The following is a 16,078-nucleotide window of genomic DNA, read 5'->3' on the forward strand; positions in this document are numbered from 1 at the left end:
AGAATACTGGCAAGGATTGAACAGTCCGTCCCAAGTGAGCGTGGCCACCTGACCGCAAGAATCCGCTCGTCGCGTTCAATCCTGCCGATTGTCAGCCTGTCACCTTCTTGAAAATAGCCCGGATACGTTTCGAGCTGGCCTTGAAGTCAGCCTCCAGACTCGCCAGGTCCGGCGCTTCCCCGGCGCGTATGACGAGATCAATCAATCCGGCCGGCGCTTGCTTTGGCACGAAATCGCCCTCTGCACAGAGGCGAACGATCTGGGCATGTCCGCTCCACAGAGCCAGCGCCTGGCGCAAACTCTCCGTTACCTCTTCGCCAAGCGCATCCGGACCGAGCGTTTTCAACGTCGCATCAGTGCTGGTGCATTCGTTGTGGTCGACGCTCAGGGTGGTTTGATCGGGATCAGTTCCAATGAGCAGTCCCGCAGCCTCATCATCTTCCGGCGCGGGCAGCCAGCCGTCGGCGCGGGCCATGAGCGAGAGAAACTGGGCGATGAATTCGATGTCGATCAGCCCGCCCGGAATGAGTTTGACGTCCCAGACGTCACGTGGCGGTTTTTCCTGCTCGATCAGCGCGCGCATCTCCGTCAGATCATCAAGCAGCTTGGTCCGGTCGCGTGGCCTCGCCAGAACTTCATCGATCAGGTCGCGGGCTTCTCTGCACAGGCTCGGCTCGCCGGCCAGGGCGCGTGCACGGATGAGTGCCATATGCTCCCAGGTCCAGGCTTCCTCGGCCTGATATTTTGAAAACGCCCTGATCGAGGTTGCCACCGGCCCCTTGTTTCCCGATGGCCGAAGCCTGAGATCGACTTCGTACAGGATGCCTTCGGCCGTGGGCGCCGAAAGTGCTGTGACCAGACGCTGGGTCATGCGGGTGTAGTAGCGCACCGGATCAAGCGGTTTGGGTCCGTCGGATTCATCGGCATCCGGATCATGGTCGTAGAGCAGGATGATATCTATATCGGATCCGGCGGTCAGCTCATAACTACCGAGTTTGCCCATGCCGAGCACGGCGACACGTCCACCGGCAACCCGACCGTGAGCTTCCTCCATGCCTTCCCGCACAGCCTCAAGGGCTGCGGCGATGATCAGGTCAGCCAGATGGGAGAAACTGCGTGCGGCACGTTCAGGCGAGATCGCTCCGGTGAGCAGCCGCACGCCAATGAGGAATTTCTGTTCAAGCGCCACAATCCGCAACCGGTCGAGGATCTCCTCATAGGCGCGGGCGCCCTCCAGAAAGGTTTCCAGGCGTTCGGCGAGATAGGCACGGGTCGGCAGCTCCGCCATCAGTCCAGGATCGAGCATGCCGTCAAACACATGGGGTTTGTGGGCGATGATATCCGCCAGCCGCGGCGCCGATGCCATGATTGTCACCATCAGCGACATCAGGCCGGAATTGTTGCCGATCAGCGAGAACAGCTGGATCCCGGCAGGCAGGCCGGAAAGGAATGCGTCGAACCGGATGAGCGCCTCGTCGGCGCGCTTTGTGGCCCCGAACACCGTGAGCAGCTCCGGGGTCAGTTCGGTCAGCCGCTCACGCGCCTCGACCGACTGGGTGGCCCGGTAGCGACCATAATGCCAGGTGCGGATGATGCGGGCTATGTCTGACGGCCGTTCGAAACCAAGCTCGGCCAGTGTCTTGAGTGTTTCAGGATCATCATCCTCGCCAGTGAAGACGAGATTGCCGACACCACTGGAAAGCCCCTGCTCTTTCTCGAACAGCTCAGCGTAGCACTCTTCAACGCGCGCCAGCACGGCCACATAAGTCTTGCCGAAACTTGCGATGTCAGCATCGCCCATCATCAGCGCTATGCGCAAGAGTTCAGCTTCGCTTTCCGGCAAGGTATGGCTCTGCTCGTCGCGAACCATCTGGATGCGATGCTCGACATCGCGCAGATACCAGTAGCTCTCCACCAGCAACCGGGCGGTCGCAGGATCGATCCAGCGCGCGCGCGCCAGTGCCACCAGCATCTCGTCGGTACGGCGCAACCGCAGTTTCGGCATCCGTCCACCGGCAATCAATTGCTGGGTCTGGACGAAGAACTCGATCTCGCGAATGCCGCCGCGTCCAAGTTTGACATTGTGCCCCTTGACCGCGATGTCGCCAAAGCCGCGATGGGCATGGATCTGACGCTTGATGGAATGGATGTCGGATATGGCTGCGAAATCGAGATACTTGCGAAAGACGAACGGGACAAGCTCCTTGAGAAACCGCTCACCGGCATCGATGTCGCCAGCCACGGGCCTGGCCTTGATGTAGGCAGCACGCTCCCAGTTCTGGCCTCGGCTTTCGTAATAGTTCATTGCCGCATCAAGTGGGAACGCCAGCGGCGTCGAACCAGGGTCCGGACGCAGGCGCAAGTCGGTGCGGAACACATAGCCCTCACCGGTGCGCTCCTGCATGATTCGCACAAGCCGCCGCACCATGCGGGCAAAGATCTCGCCCGCTTCGTCCGGATCGCCCACCACGCCTGCATCGGGATCGAAGAAGACAACGATGTCGATGTCCGAGGAATAATTGAGTTCGCGTGCGCCGTGCTTGCCCATGCCGAGCACGATCAGACCAGAGTGTTCGCACGGGTTCTCCGGATCAGTCAGGACAAGCTTGCCGGCATCATGCCCACCGCGCAGCAAATGATCGAAAGCCGCGCCCAGTGCGGCATCGGCAAGATCGCTCAGGGCTGCGGTCGTGTGCCGCGCATCGATCAGTCGGGCCAGATCATGCAGAGCCAGAGTGAGTGATACGCGCCGCTTGGCCCGGCGCAGATCCCGCATCAGCTCGGTTTCGCTGGCAAGCGTTCCATCGGCTCCGCGCCAGCAGCCACGGGCTTGCTCTATGGTAGAGGCCACCAGATAGGGGGCGGGCAAGGACAGGGCCAGCGCCAACGATTCAGGATCGATCAGCGCGGTTTCGCGCAGATAGGGAGACAAGGCGAGCGCCGCGAGCAGGAACTCACGCGGCGCGCCGTCCGTGGATAACACAGCGGCAATCTCGGGATGGTCGGCGGCAAGCGGCTTGAGGTCGGCAGCAACCGCCTTTGCAGCCTTCTGGGACGGCGCGCGAATTGGGCTCTTCGAAAGATCGGCAAGCGACTGCGATTCTGGTTTATCTGTCATTTCCCCCCCGGCAGCGCCATGATCGCAGCGAGACCGGGATTGTCGGTGGACCCGGACTGCGCGTCATCGAGCAGCAGTTGGCCACCATGCAGCGCCGCAACAGCCTGAACAAGGCTCAATCCAAGCCCTGTGCCGGGTTTTGAACGGCTTTCGTCGAGCCGAACGAAGCGCTGGACCACATCCTCGCGCCGGTTGGCCGGAACACCGGGGCCGTTGTCAGTCACCGCCAATCGCACCCCTTCCCCTGAACGCGAGAGCGTGATCGTAATTTCGGGGACCGGCGCATCGCCGACATATTTGATGGCGTTGTCGATCAGGTTGGACAGCGCCTGGGCCAGGAGCTCCCGGTTACCCAGTGTCTTGAGGCCGGGGGCAATCTGTGCCGTCAGTTTAACGCCGCCCTCTTCGGCCACCGGTTCATAGAGCTCGGTGGCGTCCTGGACGAGGCCGGACAGATCGACCTCGCTCATCTGTGCGGTTGATGATCCGGCCTCGACGCGGCTGATCATCAACAGCGCATTGAAGGTCCGGATCAGTTGATCGCTGTCGGCAATCATCTGCTCGAGTGCTTCATGCTGGGCAGCAGGTCCGCTATCGTCTGAAAGTGCGGCCTCGGCCCGGTTTCTGAGCCGGGTGAGCGGGGTTTTCAGATCGTGGGCGATGTTGTCGGAAACCTGCCGCAGCCCCTCGTTGAGCCGTTCTATCCGTCCCAGCATGGTGTTGAGCGACAGGCTCAGCCGGTCGAACTCGTCGCCCGACCCGTTGACCGGCAACCGCTGGGACAAATCACCGGCAAGGATCTTCTTGCTCGCTTCCGACATGTGGTCGATGCGCTTGAGCGCCCTTCGTCCGACAAAGAACCAGATCCCCAACGCGCCGACAAACATGATCGCCAGCGCCATCACCAGCGCCTGACGAACCAGGCCGCGCACCTGTTCGCGCTCGCCGAGATCCCGGCCAACCATCAGCCGCATGCCATTGGGCAGGAAGACGACCTGCGCCAGCGCCCGGTGATTTTCGTTGGATGTCTCGCCGATCCGCTGGTAGCGGAATGGAATGGCAGTCCAGCCTTCGGAATCGAGAACCCCTGGCTGCAGCGACGCGATGTTGCCGGCGATCAGATCGCCGGTGGGCGAGGCAATTGCATAGAGATTGGCCCCAGGCTGGCGCGAGCGGCGCTCGATAACGCGGACCAGACCGGCCACGCCGCCACCGCGATAGGCGTTGGCGACGATGCGCAACTCGTTGCCGATGGCGCTCTGGGTCCGGTCGCGCTGCATGCCTTCGGATATGGCGGTCACGTAGAAGACCAGTGCGACTGCGCACAGGGCGAACAGACCGAGATAAAGCGCCGACAGGCGGACAGCCGTCGTCGAAAGCATGGCGCGCAGACGGATCATGAATGCTCAGCCCCCGGCTTTCATCATGTATCCGGCGCCACGCACGGTGCGCAGCAACGGCTCGCCGAAGTCCTTCTCGATCTTGGACCTGAGCCGTGAGATATGGACATCAATGACATTGGTCTGGGGATCGAAATGATAGTCCCAGACATGCTCGAGCAGCATGGTGCGGGTGACCACCTGACCTGCGTTCTTCATCAGGTACTCGAGCAGCCGGTATTCGCGCGGCTGCAGCGGGATAGGCTGGCCGGCACGGCGGACCTCATGGCTCAGCCTGTCGAGTTCCAGATCACCAACCCGGTATGTGGTTTCCTGCTCGCGACCGCCCTTGCGCCGTCCGAGGATTTCGATACGGGCCAGCAGTTCGGAGAAGGCGTAGGGTTTGGTCAGGTAATCATCACCGCCGGCGCGCAAGCCGGTGACACGGTCATCCACCTGTCCAAGGGCCGAAAGAATGAGCGCGGGGGTGTCGTCGCCCTTGGAGCGCAATTCACTGATGATCGAGAGCCCGTCGCGCCTTGGCAGCATCCGGTCGACCACCAGCGCATCATAGCTGTTCTCGGACGCCAGAAAGTAACCCGAGTCGCCATCGCTTGCATGGTCAACGGTAATTCCCGCCTCGCGAAAAGCCTTTGACAGGTAAGCGGCGGTTTCCAGGTCGTCTTCTATGATGAGAATCTTCATGGCGTCATCCTACCGGTTCATCCCTGCCCCGCAAAGCCTGCAACACACGGACAGACAGGTGGACAGACGGCACAAAAAAACGCGGCGGCTATAGGGGCGGCCGCCGCGTCATCGCACCCGGCTCTCTTTGCAGAGTTACCGGATGCGACAAGATCAGGTTGTTACTCAGCCCTGATCTATCGGCAGGGCGACAAAGCGCGAACGGTTCTCGTTCTCGACCTGGAACAGGGCAGCCTTGCGACCATCCTTGGCTGCAGCATCGATGATGCTGACGACGTCGGAAGCATTGGCGACTTCCTGGTTGTTGACTGCCAGGATCACGTCACCGGCGCGAAGCCCGCGTTCCTCGGCAAGGCTGTCTGCCTCGACGGAGGTGATGACAAGGCCGCTTCCGGTTTCGGCCGGAACAACCGTCAGTCCGAAGCTGTCAAGCGTAGCTTCTGCTTGTGGTGTGGAAGGAGCCTGTTCGGTATCAGACGAAGCGGCGGCCATCTCTGTGGGAAGCGTACCAAGTTCAACCTTGATGTTCTCGCTCTTGCCGTTGCGCCAGACCGTGATTTCCACGGACTTGCCCGGGTCCATTGCCCCGATCTTCTTGGCGAGGTCACGCGGATCCTTGACGGTCTCCCCATCGACAGCCGTGACAACGTCACCGGCCTCGATACCTGCCTTGGCAGCAGGAGCATCCTTCTGCGGATCGTTGACCAACGCACCCTCTGCGGAGGCCAGACCGAGAGATTCAGCTATGTCGGATGTCACAGGCTGGATCTGCACTCCGAGCCAGCCGCGCTCGACCGAGCCGCTCTGGACCAAATCATCGATCACTGCGCGAGCAGTTGAGGCTGGGATGGCAAATGCGATACCAACGTTGCCGCCTGAAGGTGAGAAGATCGCGGTGTTGATGCCGATGACTTCGCCGTTGAGGTTAAAGGTCGGGCCGCCCGAGTTGCCGCGGTTGACGGCGGCGTCCACCTGGATGAAGTCATCGTATGGGCCTGCACCGATATCACGGCCACGGGCAGAGACGATGCCTGCAGTCACACTGCCGCCAAGACCGAAGGGATTGCCCACGGCGACGACCCAGTCACCGACGCGAACCTTGGAATCATCGGCAAAATCGACATAGGTAAACTTGCGGGCCTCTTCGACCTTGAGTACGGCCAGATCGGTGCGGCTGTCGCGCCCGACAAGCTTCGCGTCGAGCTCGGTGCCGTCATCCATGATCACCGTGAAGGCGGAGCCATCTTCGACCACATGGTTGTTGGTCACCAGCAGGCCATCTTCCGAAATGAAGAAGCCCGAACCCTGGCTGACAGGGCGGACTCGACCATGACCTCGCTTGCCATCGGGACCACGGCGGTCGCGTTCGGCACGACGGTCGTTCTTGCCATCCTGATCGCCAAAGCCACGGCTGAACTGGTCAAAGAACTTCTTCATCGGATGGTCGTCGGGGAGATCCTGGAACCCCTTGCCGTTGAAATCAAAGCTGAACGGTCCATCGTTGGAAACCGGGCTGACTTCGGCCTGAACGCGAACTGACACAACGGCCGGCGACACTGCCTGGACCACATCGGCGAAGCTAGGCGCCTGCGGCGCTTCAACGCGCACGGCATCGGCGAGAGCGCCGCTGGTCTTTGCCGGGATGCCCGTGGCGAGCATTGCTGCAGCGATGCCTGCAATCGCGGTCGTGGTGAGAAAGCTTCTGGAAAGCTTGCGGGGCGTATTCGACATGTCTCAACCTCTTGTTTGCTATCAAAGCCGTTTATCCGGCTTGTGATGACCACAGATAGGCCGATCCCCGTTACAGCAAGCTTTCCGGATCATTAAACCTTTGTAATGTTTACCGCCTTCTGTTCGCCACATTGTCGTCGTGACGGCGCTTCACCGCTCAAGATCGCCGCGAATGCTGGCTTTCCGGCAATATCTCAACTGAGTTTCGTGACAACCTTTGCGCCGTGCTCGAGCGTTCTGTGGACCGGACATTTTTCGGCGATCTCGGCGATCTTGTCCTCAAGCCCTTCAGGCAGCCCGCCATCAATCGAGATGACTCGTTCGAATCGATCAATCTTGCCGCCATTGGACCTTTCCGCCTCAGTGCATTCCAGACAGTCGGCTGCGTGGACCTTGTTGTGGCTGACCGTGACCGTCACCAGACCGAGTTCAAGCTTCTTGAAGCGCGCATACATGCGCAAGGTCATTGCGGTGCAAGCGCCGAGCGCCGCAGACATCAAATCATAGGGAGATGGACCGGTGTCAGCCCCGCCGACATCAACAGGCTCGTCGGCAAGAAACCGGTGCGGTCCGGCCTGAACGGAGACCTGGAACTGCCCCTGCCCTGTTTCACCGACCACGACATCATCGACCGGCTCATCCTCGCTGCGCGGTGCTTCGACGGGAAGGTAGCGCGCGACCCAGGAGGCGATGACACCAGCCACGTAGTTTGCATCCGCCGGGTCAGTCAGCAAGTGATCGGCGCCATCGAGCGAGACAAAACTCTTGGGGTGCTTGGCGGCGTTGAAAATCGCCGAGGCATTGTCGATGCCGACCACATCATCAAGCGGCGCATGCAAGATCAGCAATGCCTTTTTCATGTGGCCGATCCGCTCGGCCAGATTGGTTGAATTGAGGTCTTCGACAAACTGCCGCTTGATGGTGAAGGTGCGACCGCCAAGATTGACCTCGGCCTCGCCGTGCGCATGGATGTCATCAACGTGGTCGCCAAAATTGTGGATCACATGGCTCGCCTCCGACGGTGCACCAAGGGTGGCGACAGCCTTGACCGATTTGAGCTCTCCCGCGATTGCCAGCACTGCAGCACCGCCCAGTGAATGCCCGACCAGGATTTCCGGTGCGTCGTAATGGTCAGCCAGCCACTCGGCGGCAGCCCGCAAGTCGGCAACATTGGAGGAGAAGTTGGTCGAGGCGAATTCGCCGTCGCTCGAGCCCAGCCCGGTAAAGTCAAAACGCATGACGGCTATACCGGCGCGGGCCAGTTCGCCCGAAATTCGCTTGGCCGCAAGCGTATCCTTGGAACAGGTGAAGCAATGGGCAAACAGCGCCCAGGCCCGGATCGAGCCTGCGGGCAAATCAAGCCTTGCCGCCAGTTTCGCACCGGAGTGGCCTTCAAACTCAGCCTTGATGGTGTGAGCCGTCATGTTCTGCCCCTTTCAAATGATGGGGGTCGTGTTATCAGGCCCGGAGATCACGGTCTTTCAACACTTTCGCGAGCTCGGCCTGTTCGGCGTCGGTGAGCTCGCTGCCACTGGCTGCATCGACCTTCTTTTCCCGGCCACGGCCATTGACCAGCATGACGCCCGCGCCGATCAGGAAGATCGCCACCGGCGCCCCCCACAGCAGCAATGTCTGAACTGAAAACCGCGGCTTGAGCAGCACGAACTCGCCATAGCGCGACACAACGTAATCGATCACGTCCTGATCGCTGTCGCCCGCCACCAGCCGCTCGCGCACCAGAAGCCTGAGATCACGGGCGAGTTCCGCGTTGGAATCGTCAATAGACTGGTTCTGGCAAACCAGGCACCTGAATTCGAGCGACAAGGTTCGTGCCCTTGCCTCAAGCGCCGGGTCATCAAGAACCTCGTCGGGATTGACGGCAGCGGCCGGACCTATCAAGGCCAGCATCAGCAGGACTGCAGCCAGAGCCCGTCGAAACAGGGTCACGCTGCGGCCTCCTGAGACTTCTTCGAGCGGGCGCGGTTCGGCGCACCAATACGCAAGCGCCTGTCTGACAGGGACATCACGCCGCCTATCACCATCACGATGGTGCCGTACCAGATGAAGGTCACCCAGGACTTCCACCAAATTCGCACCACCAACCCGCCATTGGACTCGGGATCACCGAGTGCGATGTAAAGCTGGCTGGCGCCGAATGTCAGGATTCCGGCCTCCGTGGTGGGCATCTGGCGAGCCTGATAGAAACGCTTGGCCGAGGCCACCTGAGCGACTTCGACGCCATCACGCGAGACGGTAAATTCACCTGACTGCGCAGAGTAATTCGGCCCGTTATAATTGCGGATACCATCAAATCGCAGCTCATAGCCGCCAGCGCTGGCGGTGTCGCCAGGTTTCATCGCCAAAACGGTTTCGGTTGAGAACACACTTGCCGCGACGACGCCGATTACCGTGACGCCCAGCCCCATATGACCCAGCGCAGAGCCGAAGGCCGAACGCGGCAGGCCAATCAGGCGACTGACGGCTACGCCTGGGCGAACCCGGCCAAGGCCGGCACGCAAAGCCAAATCGGTGAATGCGCCCAGGATCAGGTACGCGCCCAGTGCAATTCCCAGTCCCGCAAGCACCGGTGCGCCGGTCTGCAGGAAAACGACCCCAAGGCCGACCAATAACGCGATACCGATGGCAAAATAGAGCCTGTGGGCTGCGCCAGCCAGATCAGCACGTTTCCACGCGAGCAGCGGTCCAAAGGGTACGGCCAGCAACAACGGAACCATCAGCGGACCGAATGTCAGATTGAAGAAGGGAGGACCGACAGAGATCTTGGTCCCTGTCGTGGCTTCGAGCAGCAGCGGATAGAGCGTGCCCACCAGCACAGTGGCGGCCGCCGTAGTCAGGAACAGATTGTTGAGAACCAGCGATCCTTCGCGCGAAATCGGCGCAAACATACCGCCAGCCTTCAATGTACCGGCCCGCAAACCAAACAGCGCCAGCGCGCCGCCGATGAAGATCACCAAGATGCCCAGAATGAAGACGCCGCGCGCCGGGTCGGTGGCAAAGGCGTGCACGGATGTGAGAACGCCGGATCGGACGAGGAATGTGCCGAGCAGCGAAAACGAAAATGTCAGGATGGCGAGCAGCACGGTCCAGATTTTCAGGGCTTCCCGCTTTTCCATCACCAGCGCAGAATGGAGCAGCGCTGTGCCCACAAGCCACGGCATGAAGGATGCGTTCTCGACCGGATCCCAGAACCACCAACCGCCCCAGCCGAGCTCATAATAGGCCCAGTAGCTTCCCATAGAGATGCCTGCGGTGAGGAAAATCCAGGCAGTCAGCGTCCACGGCCTCACCCAGCGCGCCCAGGCCGCATCAATCCGGCCCTCGATCAGTGCGGCAATCGCAAAGGAGAAAGAGATCGAGAACCCGACATAGCCGAGGTAAAGCAGTGGTGGATGGATCGCGAGGCCAATGTCCTGCAGGATCGGATTGAGGTCATTGCCCTCGGCCGGAGCCGGATCAAGCCGCAGGAACGGATTGGATGTCAGCAGCACGAAGAGCAGAAAGGCTACCGTGATCCAGGCCTGGACCGAGAGCACATTTGCTTTCAAGGTGTCAGGCAGATTGCGGCCGAACAGTGCCACAAGGCCCGAAAACAGTGCCAGGATCAGCACCCATAGCAGCATCGAGCCTTCGTGATTGCCCCAAACGCCGGTGATCTTGTAGAGCATCGGCTTGAGCGAATGCGAGTTCTCGACGACGTTCTGAACCGAGAAATCCGATGTGACATAGGCATTTGTCAGCGCCACAAACGCGATCGCGATCAGCATCAGGGACGTCAGCGCCGCCATCGGGCCAACCGCCATCAGTCCCGGTTCACGGCGCCGGGCGCCGATCAGCGGCACGACCGACTGGACCATTGCGGTCGCAAGCGCGAGGATAAGTGCGAAATGGCCGATTTCAGTGATCATGGCGTCATCTCCTCCAATGCCGCAGGGGCATTCATTACCGGCAGGCTATTGGGCATTACCGGCAGGCTATTGGGTTTGTGTCCCGACACCCGGCGCCGGATCGCCTTCCTTCCAGACGCCTTGCGCCTTCAGCGCATCGGCAACTTCCTTGGGCATGTAATTCTCGTCGTGCTTGGCCATTACGGTGTCAGCCATGAAAGTGCCTTCATCCGCCGAGAACGCGCCTTCGGTCACAACGCCCTGCCCTTCCCGGAACAAGTCCGGCAGAATGCCAACATAGCGCACCTTGACCGAGGCATTGGTATCGGTGACCAGAAATGTCACTTCCGAATTCGTGCCGCGCTCGATCGACCCTTTCTCGACCAGACCGCCAAGCCGCACCCGTGTGCCGGGCGCCACATGCTGGGCGATCACGTCGGTGGGGGAATTGAAGAATACGATCTGCTCACGCAGCGCGGAGGCTACCAGGGCTGCTGATCCGGCAAGGAACACCGCACCTGCGGCAATGATGGACAAGCGTTTCTGTTTGCGGTTCATTGGCTCTCCAGAACAGGTTCCAGGCCGAGTTGAGCGGCAAGTTCCGCCAGATTGCGGCCCCCTTCGCTTTCGCGCGGGAACGTCATACCGGCTCGCTCAAGCGCCGACTCCGCTGCTGTGCGATCTCCCAGAACAGCGTAAGAACGCACCAGCCGAAGCCATCCCTCAAGATTGTCCGGGTTCTCGGTCAGCTTCGCGTCGAGCGATTCAACCATCGTTCGGATCATCGACGAGCGGTCCTCAGCCGACATGCCTTGCGCTGCGGCGACATCGGCCTGGGTCGGTCCACGGGGGGCGTTGGGGGCATCGGATGCAATGCCTGCCCCATCCGGGGCCTGCAACGCAGTCGTATCAGCGCCGGTTGCCGGCAGAACAAACGGTGCCTTCACAGCCGCTGAAGGCTTGGCAACCGTTGCTTCCTGCGACGGAACTGCAGGTGCCATCTGGACCCCACCAAGTGTTGGCGTGGCGGTCAGGCCAAACTCACTGGCTATCGCGCTCAATTGTTGGCTCTCGGAGCCGGATGGCGCAAAGACGGCGAACGCGCGATCAAGTGCTGCCTGTGCCTTGTCGCGGTTTCCAGTCACAACATGTGAGCGCACAAGCCTCAGCCATCCCGCAATATTGTCGGGGTTGTCGGCAAGCTTGGCTTCCAGCCCCTCGACCATCGATGCAATCATGGACTGACGATCTTGCGGGCTCATGCTTTGTGCCGCTGCGATATCAGCGGCTGTGGGATTGCCGGGCGCGGCTGAGCCGGCGCCGGACAATGGCGCAGTTCGCGTGTCCGACTGCAGAGCGGCAAGCTGGCTTTGCACTGCCGGTATCCACGGAGCATCAGCCGGCGCGGTTTCCAGCATGCCGTTAAAGGCAGCGCGCGCTTCTGTCGTCTTGCCAGATTGCGCCAACGCGACAGCTAGAAAGAACTGTGGTCTCGGATCGGTGGAATCGAGTTCGCGTGCTGTCTGGAACGCCAGGCTCGCTTCTTCTGTCACGATCCCGCCCGAGGCAGAAAACAAGGCTTCGCCAAGACTTGAAAGCCTGGACGGCGACGGCCCAAGTATCGATATTGCCTTCTTGAAGGCTGTCGCGGATTTCTCATACAGCCCGGTTCGCAGATAGATGGGACCAAGCACATCCCAGCCACGACCATCTTCCGGGTTTTCTGCCAGATGCTGCTCTGCCTTGGCGATCAGCATGGCAATGTCATTTGTCTGCGGATCAGTCTGCAGCCGCGCCGAGAGCGGCAGTTGCGGCAAATCAGGCCGGCCGAGTTCCAAATAGGCAGTCAAAGCCGCGATCGGCATGAAAAGCGCAACCACAATGGCAGCGGCACGACGCCAGCCGCGGTTTTGGCCAGGCTTGCCGCCTGTATCGGACATCTCGCTCTTGCGCGCGGCTGTCAACAAACGGCGGGAGATTTCGGTCTTGGCCACTTCGGCCTGAACCGGATCAACCAGACCGTCAGCCAGGTCACGGTCGACTTCAGTTAACTGGTCTGAATAGACTTCAATATCATGTAACTCGGGAGCGTCAGACGCATCCGAGCGAGCGCGCACCACCGGCCCCAACAGGACCAGGGTCGCAACGGCAGTCATGACGGCGGCGATTACCCAAAACAACATGTTGCTTCAATATCCGAGCATTGCTTGTTTTCCAACAGTAATCGGTTCCTTAAACACGAATGGGGCGTTTGGTCGCGTATTTGAGAGCCACACATGAAGGAGCCGCGCAATAAGTGCTGAAAAATACTGATTTTCGGCATTCAGCTTGTCAGTCGGACACCCCGGCAAGACCAGACGCTTAGAGAATCCCGGCATTCGTTGTGAGACAGGCGTCACTTCGGAAAACGACCGGGTTAGCTCAGCGGTGTCCAGCTGCCATCGCTGTTGCGGCACGCAGCACCCTGACCTTTTACCGGCAATCCCCTGATAGTCGCGGTATGGGTGTATTGACGGCAATTCTGCTGGCCGACCTGATAGGGCGTGCCTGCAGAGACTTCACCGGCTGCGCCGCTTGACTGGCTTTTCCAGGCAATGACTTGGCCCAGCGGAGCTTTTTCCAATGCCTGATATTCAGCTTCCAGAGACCGCAACCGGTCTGGGCCCGTCAATGAACCTGCGGCATCCTGCGGCAAGATCCCGCCGTTCAGCGAGGCAAGAATAGAATCGCTGCCGGCAAATTTCGGCCCAGCAATTTTCGGCGTGGAAACCGGTGCGAATGACAAGGGCCGCACATTGCCCGTTCCGGTGCAACCGGCAACCACAACCGACAGGCAAGCTATAATGCCGAACTTTACCAAACTCGAGACTGAATATGCCATGCTGCCGCCGTCCTCATATATAGCGCGGTTGATTTTCAGGGTGTGAGATCGCCGCACACCTAGTTCATGCCTTGTTCCTGTGGCCGCATTGTGACGCAACGCTACGGAAAGCCTCAATTGTAACTGAATTGGGACCGTGAAACCTCACACTTCGGTTCAAGCCTCCGTGATCAATGCCGGCAGGGTCAATCGCGCCGAAAGGCCGCCGGTTTCGGCTTTTGCCAGCGCAAAACTGCCCTTGTACTCCGAGGCGATCTCACCCACGATCGAGAGGCCAAGACCGGTTCCGGGTTTGGATTCATCCAGCCGTCGCCCGCGCTTCATCGCCTCGCTCATTCCGGTATCATCTAGTCCAGGACCGTCATCGTCGATGTCGATACGAAACATCGGACGCTTTGCCTCTGTACCGGGTGCTGCCCGCAACCTGACCACCACCGTTTCGCGCGCAAACTTCGCGGCGTTTTCGACCAGATTGCCGAGCGCTTCCTCCAGGTCCTGGCTTTCCATGGCAAGCACCGCGTTGCGCGGTTCGATGTCGGTGGAGAAATCCAGATCCCGGTTCAGCTTGGCCATGACCCGCACCAGTCGCTCTATCACGGGCGCTGCTTCCGTTCGCGCCAAAACGCTGCCGCGCTGGGCTGCGATCCTGGCCCGGTCCAGATAGGTCTGAACCTGCGCCTGCATGGTCTCGGCCTGGGTGCGCACGAGAGCCGCATGTTGAGGCGTCATGTCGCGCGCTTCATTGATAAGAACGGCAATGGGCGTCTTGAGCGAGTGGGCGAGATTGCCGACCTGCATCCGGGCCCGATCGACTACCCGGTGATTGGCCTCGATCAACGCGTTGATCTCCCCCGCCAGTGGCGCAATCTCGCGCGGAAACGTCCCGTCCAGTTGCTGAGCTTCGCCTGCGCGAATTCGGCCCAGAGCCTGCCTGGCATGGTCGAGCGGTCTGAGCCCGTAGAGAATGGCAATGGCGTTGACGATCAGGCTTCCGATACCGAACAGGGCAAGCACCAGATAAAGGTTGGTCGAAAACGCTGCGATTTCCGTTTCCAGCACCTCACGGTTTCCGGCCACGCGAAAGCGCGCAGCGTGCCCCTGATTGTCAAGCTCGACCTCTGTCTCGATGACTTGCAGCAGATTGCCGTGACCGTCGTCGGCGGCATAACTGCGCTGATACCGGTCATTGAAAGGCAGCGCCTCGACCGATGGTGAAGCGATTGCCTCATCTCCTGCGGAGATCGACGCAAGTCTAGGGCCGTCCAGCGCGCCCAGCGGTTCAACCAGCCAGATCCAGCCGCTGCCGGGTTGATCAAACACCAGATCGCCCAGCTGCGGATTTCCCGACAGCCGACCCTCGGCATTGATCGTCACCGCATTGATGACGCTGTTGAGGTGGGCGCGCAACAGATCGGCAAAAGCCCGCTCGCTACCGGCGCGATAGAGCTGCGATATCACGATCCCGATCGCAACCAGGGCAATCACCGCCCAGACAGATGCAAACAGCAGGACGCGGGCAGTGAGCGAACCACTTTTCATCCGGGCTTGCCGGATTTTTCGCCCTCCGGCGGTGTCATCCTGTAGCCAAGACCACGCACGGTTTCGATCAGATCGACGCCGATCTTCTTGCGCAGACGCCCGACAAAGACTTCAATTGTATTGGAATCGCGATCAAAATCCTGATCATACATGTGCTCGACCAGCTCGGTGCGCGACACCACCTCGCCCATGTGATGCATGAGATAGGACAAGAGCCTGAATTCGTGGCTGGTCAGCTTGAGCGTGGTGCCATCGACACTCGCCTTGGACGCCTTGGTATCAAGACGCACCGGGCCGCAGGAAATCTCCGAAGAGGCATGTCCGGACGCACGGCGGATCAGCGCACGGATGCGGGCCATCACCTCTTCGACATGAAACGGCTTGGTCACGTAGTCATCCGCGCCCGCGTCAATTCCCGAGACCTTGTCGCTCCAGCGATCGCGGGCGGTCAGGATCAGCACCGGCATGATGCGGTCATTGGCGCGCCACTTTTCCAGCACCGTGACGCCGTCCATCTCAGGAAGGCCAATGTCCAGGATCACCGCATCATAGGGCTCGGTGTCGCCAAGAAAATGGCCTTCCTCACCATCATAGGCGCGGTCGACCACATAGCCCTGCTCAACCAGCGCTTCGGCCAGCTGCCGATTGAGATCCTTGTCGTCCTCAACAATCAATATACGCACGTGACCTGCCCCCGTCCTTTGTCTCTGCGCTCCATCCACCCATGGCGGCGCTATTCACTTCATACGATGCACCGACTCGCGCCTTGCGCACAGAGCAGACTGGCAAGGCCTGCCAGATCTTGCCCCGCTTTGCTCGT

At 60.4% G+C, this 16,078-nt stretch carries 12 protein-coding genes; all 12 read right to left on the reverse strand.

Going from position 1 to position 16,078, the window contains the following annotated elements; genetic code table 11:
* Window positions 1–91: 91 nt before the first annotated feature.
* The 12 genes from WNZ14_RS16895 to WNZ14_RS16950 all read right to left on the reverse strand — a co-directional run bounded on the left by WNZ14_RS16895 (window position 92) and on the right by WNZ14_RS16950 (window position 15,941).
* Window positions 92–3,118, reverse strand: a complete 3,027-nt coding sequence (locus tag WNZ14_RS16895) for a bifunctional [glutamine synthetase] adenylyltransferase/[glutamine synthetase]-adenylyl-L-tyrosine phosphorylase (RefSeq protein WP_342869783.1) — start codon at window positions 3,116–3,118, stop codon at window positions 92–94.
* A complete protein-coding gene (locus WNZ14_RS16900; RefSeq protein WP_342869784.1) occupies window positions 3,115–4,518 on the reverse strand; it encodes a HAMP domain-containing sensor histidine kinase in 1,404 nt (467 codons plus the stop codon). The genes WNZ14_RS16895 and WNZ14_RS16900 overlap by 4 nt, the downstream gene beginning before the upstream one ends.
* Window positions 4,519–4,524: 6 nt before the next feature.
* The gene (locus WNZ14_RS16905; RefSeq protein ID WP_342869785.1) at window positions 4,525–5,202 is read right to left on the reverse strand and encodes a response regulator transcription factor; all 678 of its coding nucleotides are present in this window, start codon (window positions 5,200–5,202) and stop codon (window positions 4,525–4,527) included.
* Window positions 5,203–5,367: 165 nt separating this feature from the next.
* The gene (locus WNZ14_RS16910) at window positions 5,368–6,933 is read right to left on the reverse strand and encodes a Do family serine endopeptidase (protein WP_342869786.1); all 1,566 of its coding nucleotides are present in this window, start codon (window positions 6,931–6,933) and stop codon (window positions 5,368–5,370) included.
* A 194-nt stretch (window positions 6,934–7,127) separates the two neighbouring features.
* Window positions 7,128–8,357 (reverse strand): bifunctional alpha/beta hydrolase/OsmC family protein, encoded by a 1,230-nt coding sequence (locus WNZ14_RS16915; RefSeq protein ID WP_342869787.1) that lies wholly within the window; start codon window positions 8,355–8,357, stop codon window positions 7,128–7,130.
* A 34-nt stretch (window positions 8,358–8,391) separates the two neighbouring features.
* A complete protein-coding gene (locus WNZ14_RS16920) occupies window positions 8,392–8,874 on the reverse strand; it encodes a cytochrome c-type biogenesis protein (protein WP_342870267.1) in 483 nt (160 codons plus the stop codon).
* Between the two features lie 2 nt (window positions 8,875–8,876).
* Complete coding sequence (locus WNZ14_RS16925; protein WP_342869788.1) at window positions 8,877–10,859, reverse strand: heme lyase CcmF/NrfE family subunit; 1,983 nt, start codon at window positions 10,857–10,859, stop codon at window positions 8,877–8,879.
* Window positions 10,860–10,925: 66 nt separating this feature from the next.
* Window positions 10,926–11,396 (reverse strand): cytochrome c maturation protein CcmE, encoded by a 471-nt coding sequence (gene ccmE, locus WNZ14_RS16930; RefSeq protein WP_342869789.1) that lies wholly within the window; start codon window positions 11,394–11,396, stop codon window positions 10,926–10,928.
* On the reverse strand, window positions 11,393–13,021 hold the full coding sequence (ccmI, locus tag WNZ14_RS16935; RefSeq protein ID WP_342869790.1) for a c-type cytochrome biogenesis protein CcmI: 1,629 nt from the start codon (window positions 13,019–13,021) through the stop codon (window positions 11,393–11,395). Before ccmI ends, ccmE begins: the two co-directional genes overlap by 4 nt.
* Before the next feature lie 233 nt (window positions 13,022–13,254).
* On the reverse strand, window positions 13,255–13,719 hold the full coding sequence (locus WNZ14_RS16940; RefSeq protein WP_342869791.1) for a hypothetical protein: 465 nt from the start codon (window positions 13,717–13,719) through the stop codon (window positions 13,255–13,257).
* Window positions 13,720–13,875: 156 nt separating this feature from the next.
* A complete protein-coding gene (locus tag WNZ14_RS16945; RefSeq protein WP_342869792.1) occupies window positions 13,876–15,258 on the reverse strand; it encodes a HAMP domain-containing sensor histidine kinase in 1,383 nt (460 codons plus the stop codon).
* The gene (locus tag WNZ14_RS16950) at window positions 15,255–15,941 is read right to left on the reverse strand and encodes a response regulator transcription factor (protein WP_342869793.1); all 687 of its coding nucleotides are present in this window, start codon (window positions 15,939–15,941) and stop codon (window positions 15,255–15,257) included. Before WNZ14_RS16950 ends, WNZ14_RS16945 begins: the two co-directional genes overlap by 4 nt.
* Window positions 15,942–16,078 lie beyond the last annotated feature (137 nt).

The organism is Hoeflea sp. AS60 (assembly GCF_038900115.1).
In the GTDB taxonomy this organism is placed as follows: domain Bacteria; phylum Pseudomonadota; class Alphaproteobacteria; order Rhizobiales; family Rhizobiaceae; genus Hoeflea.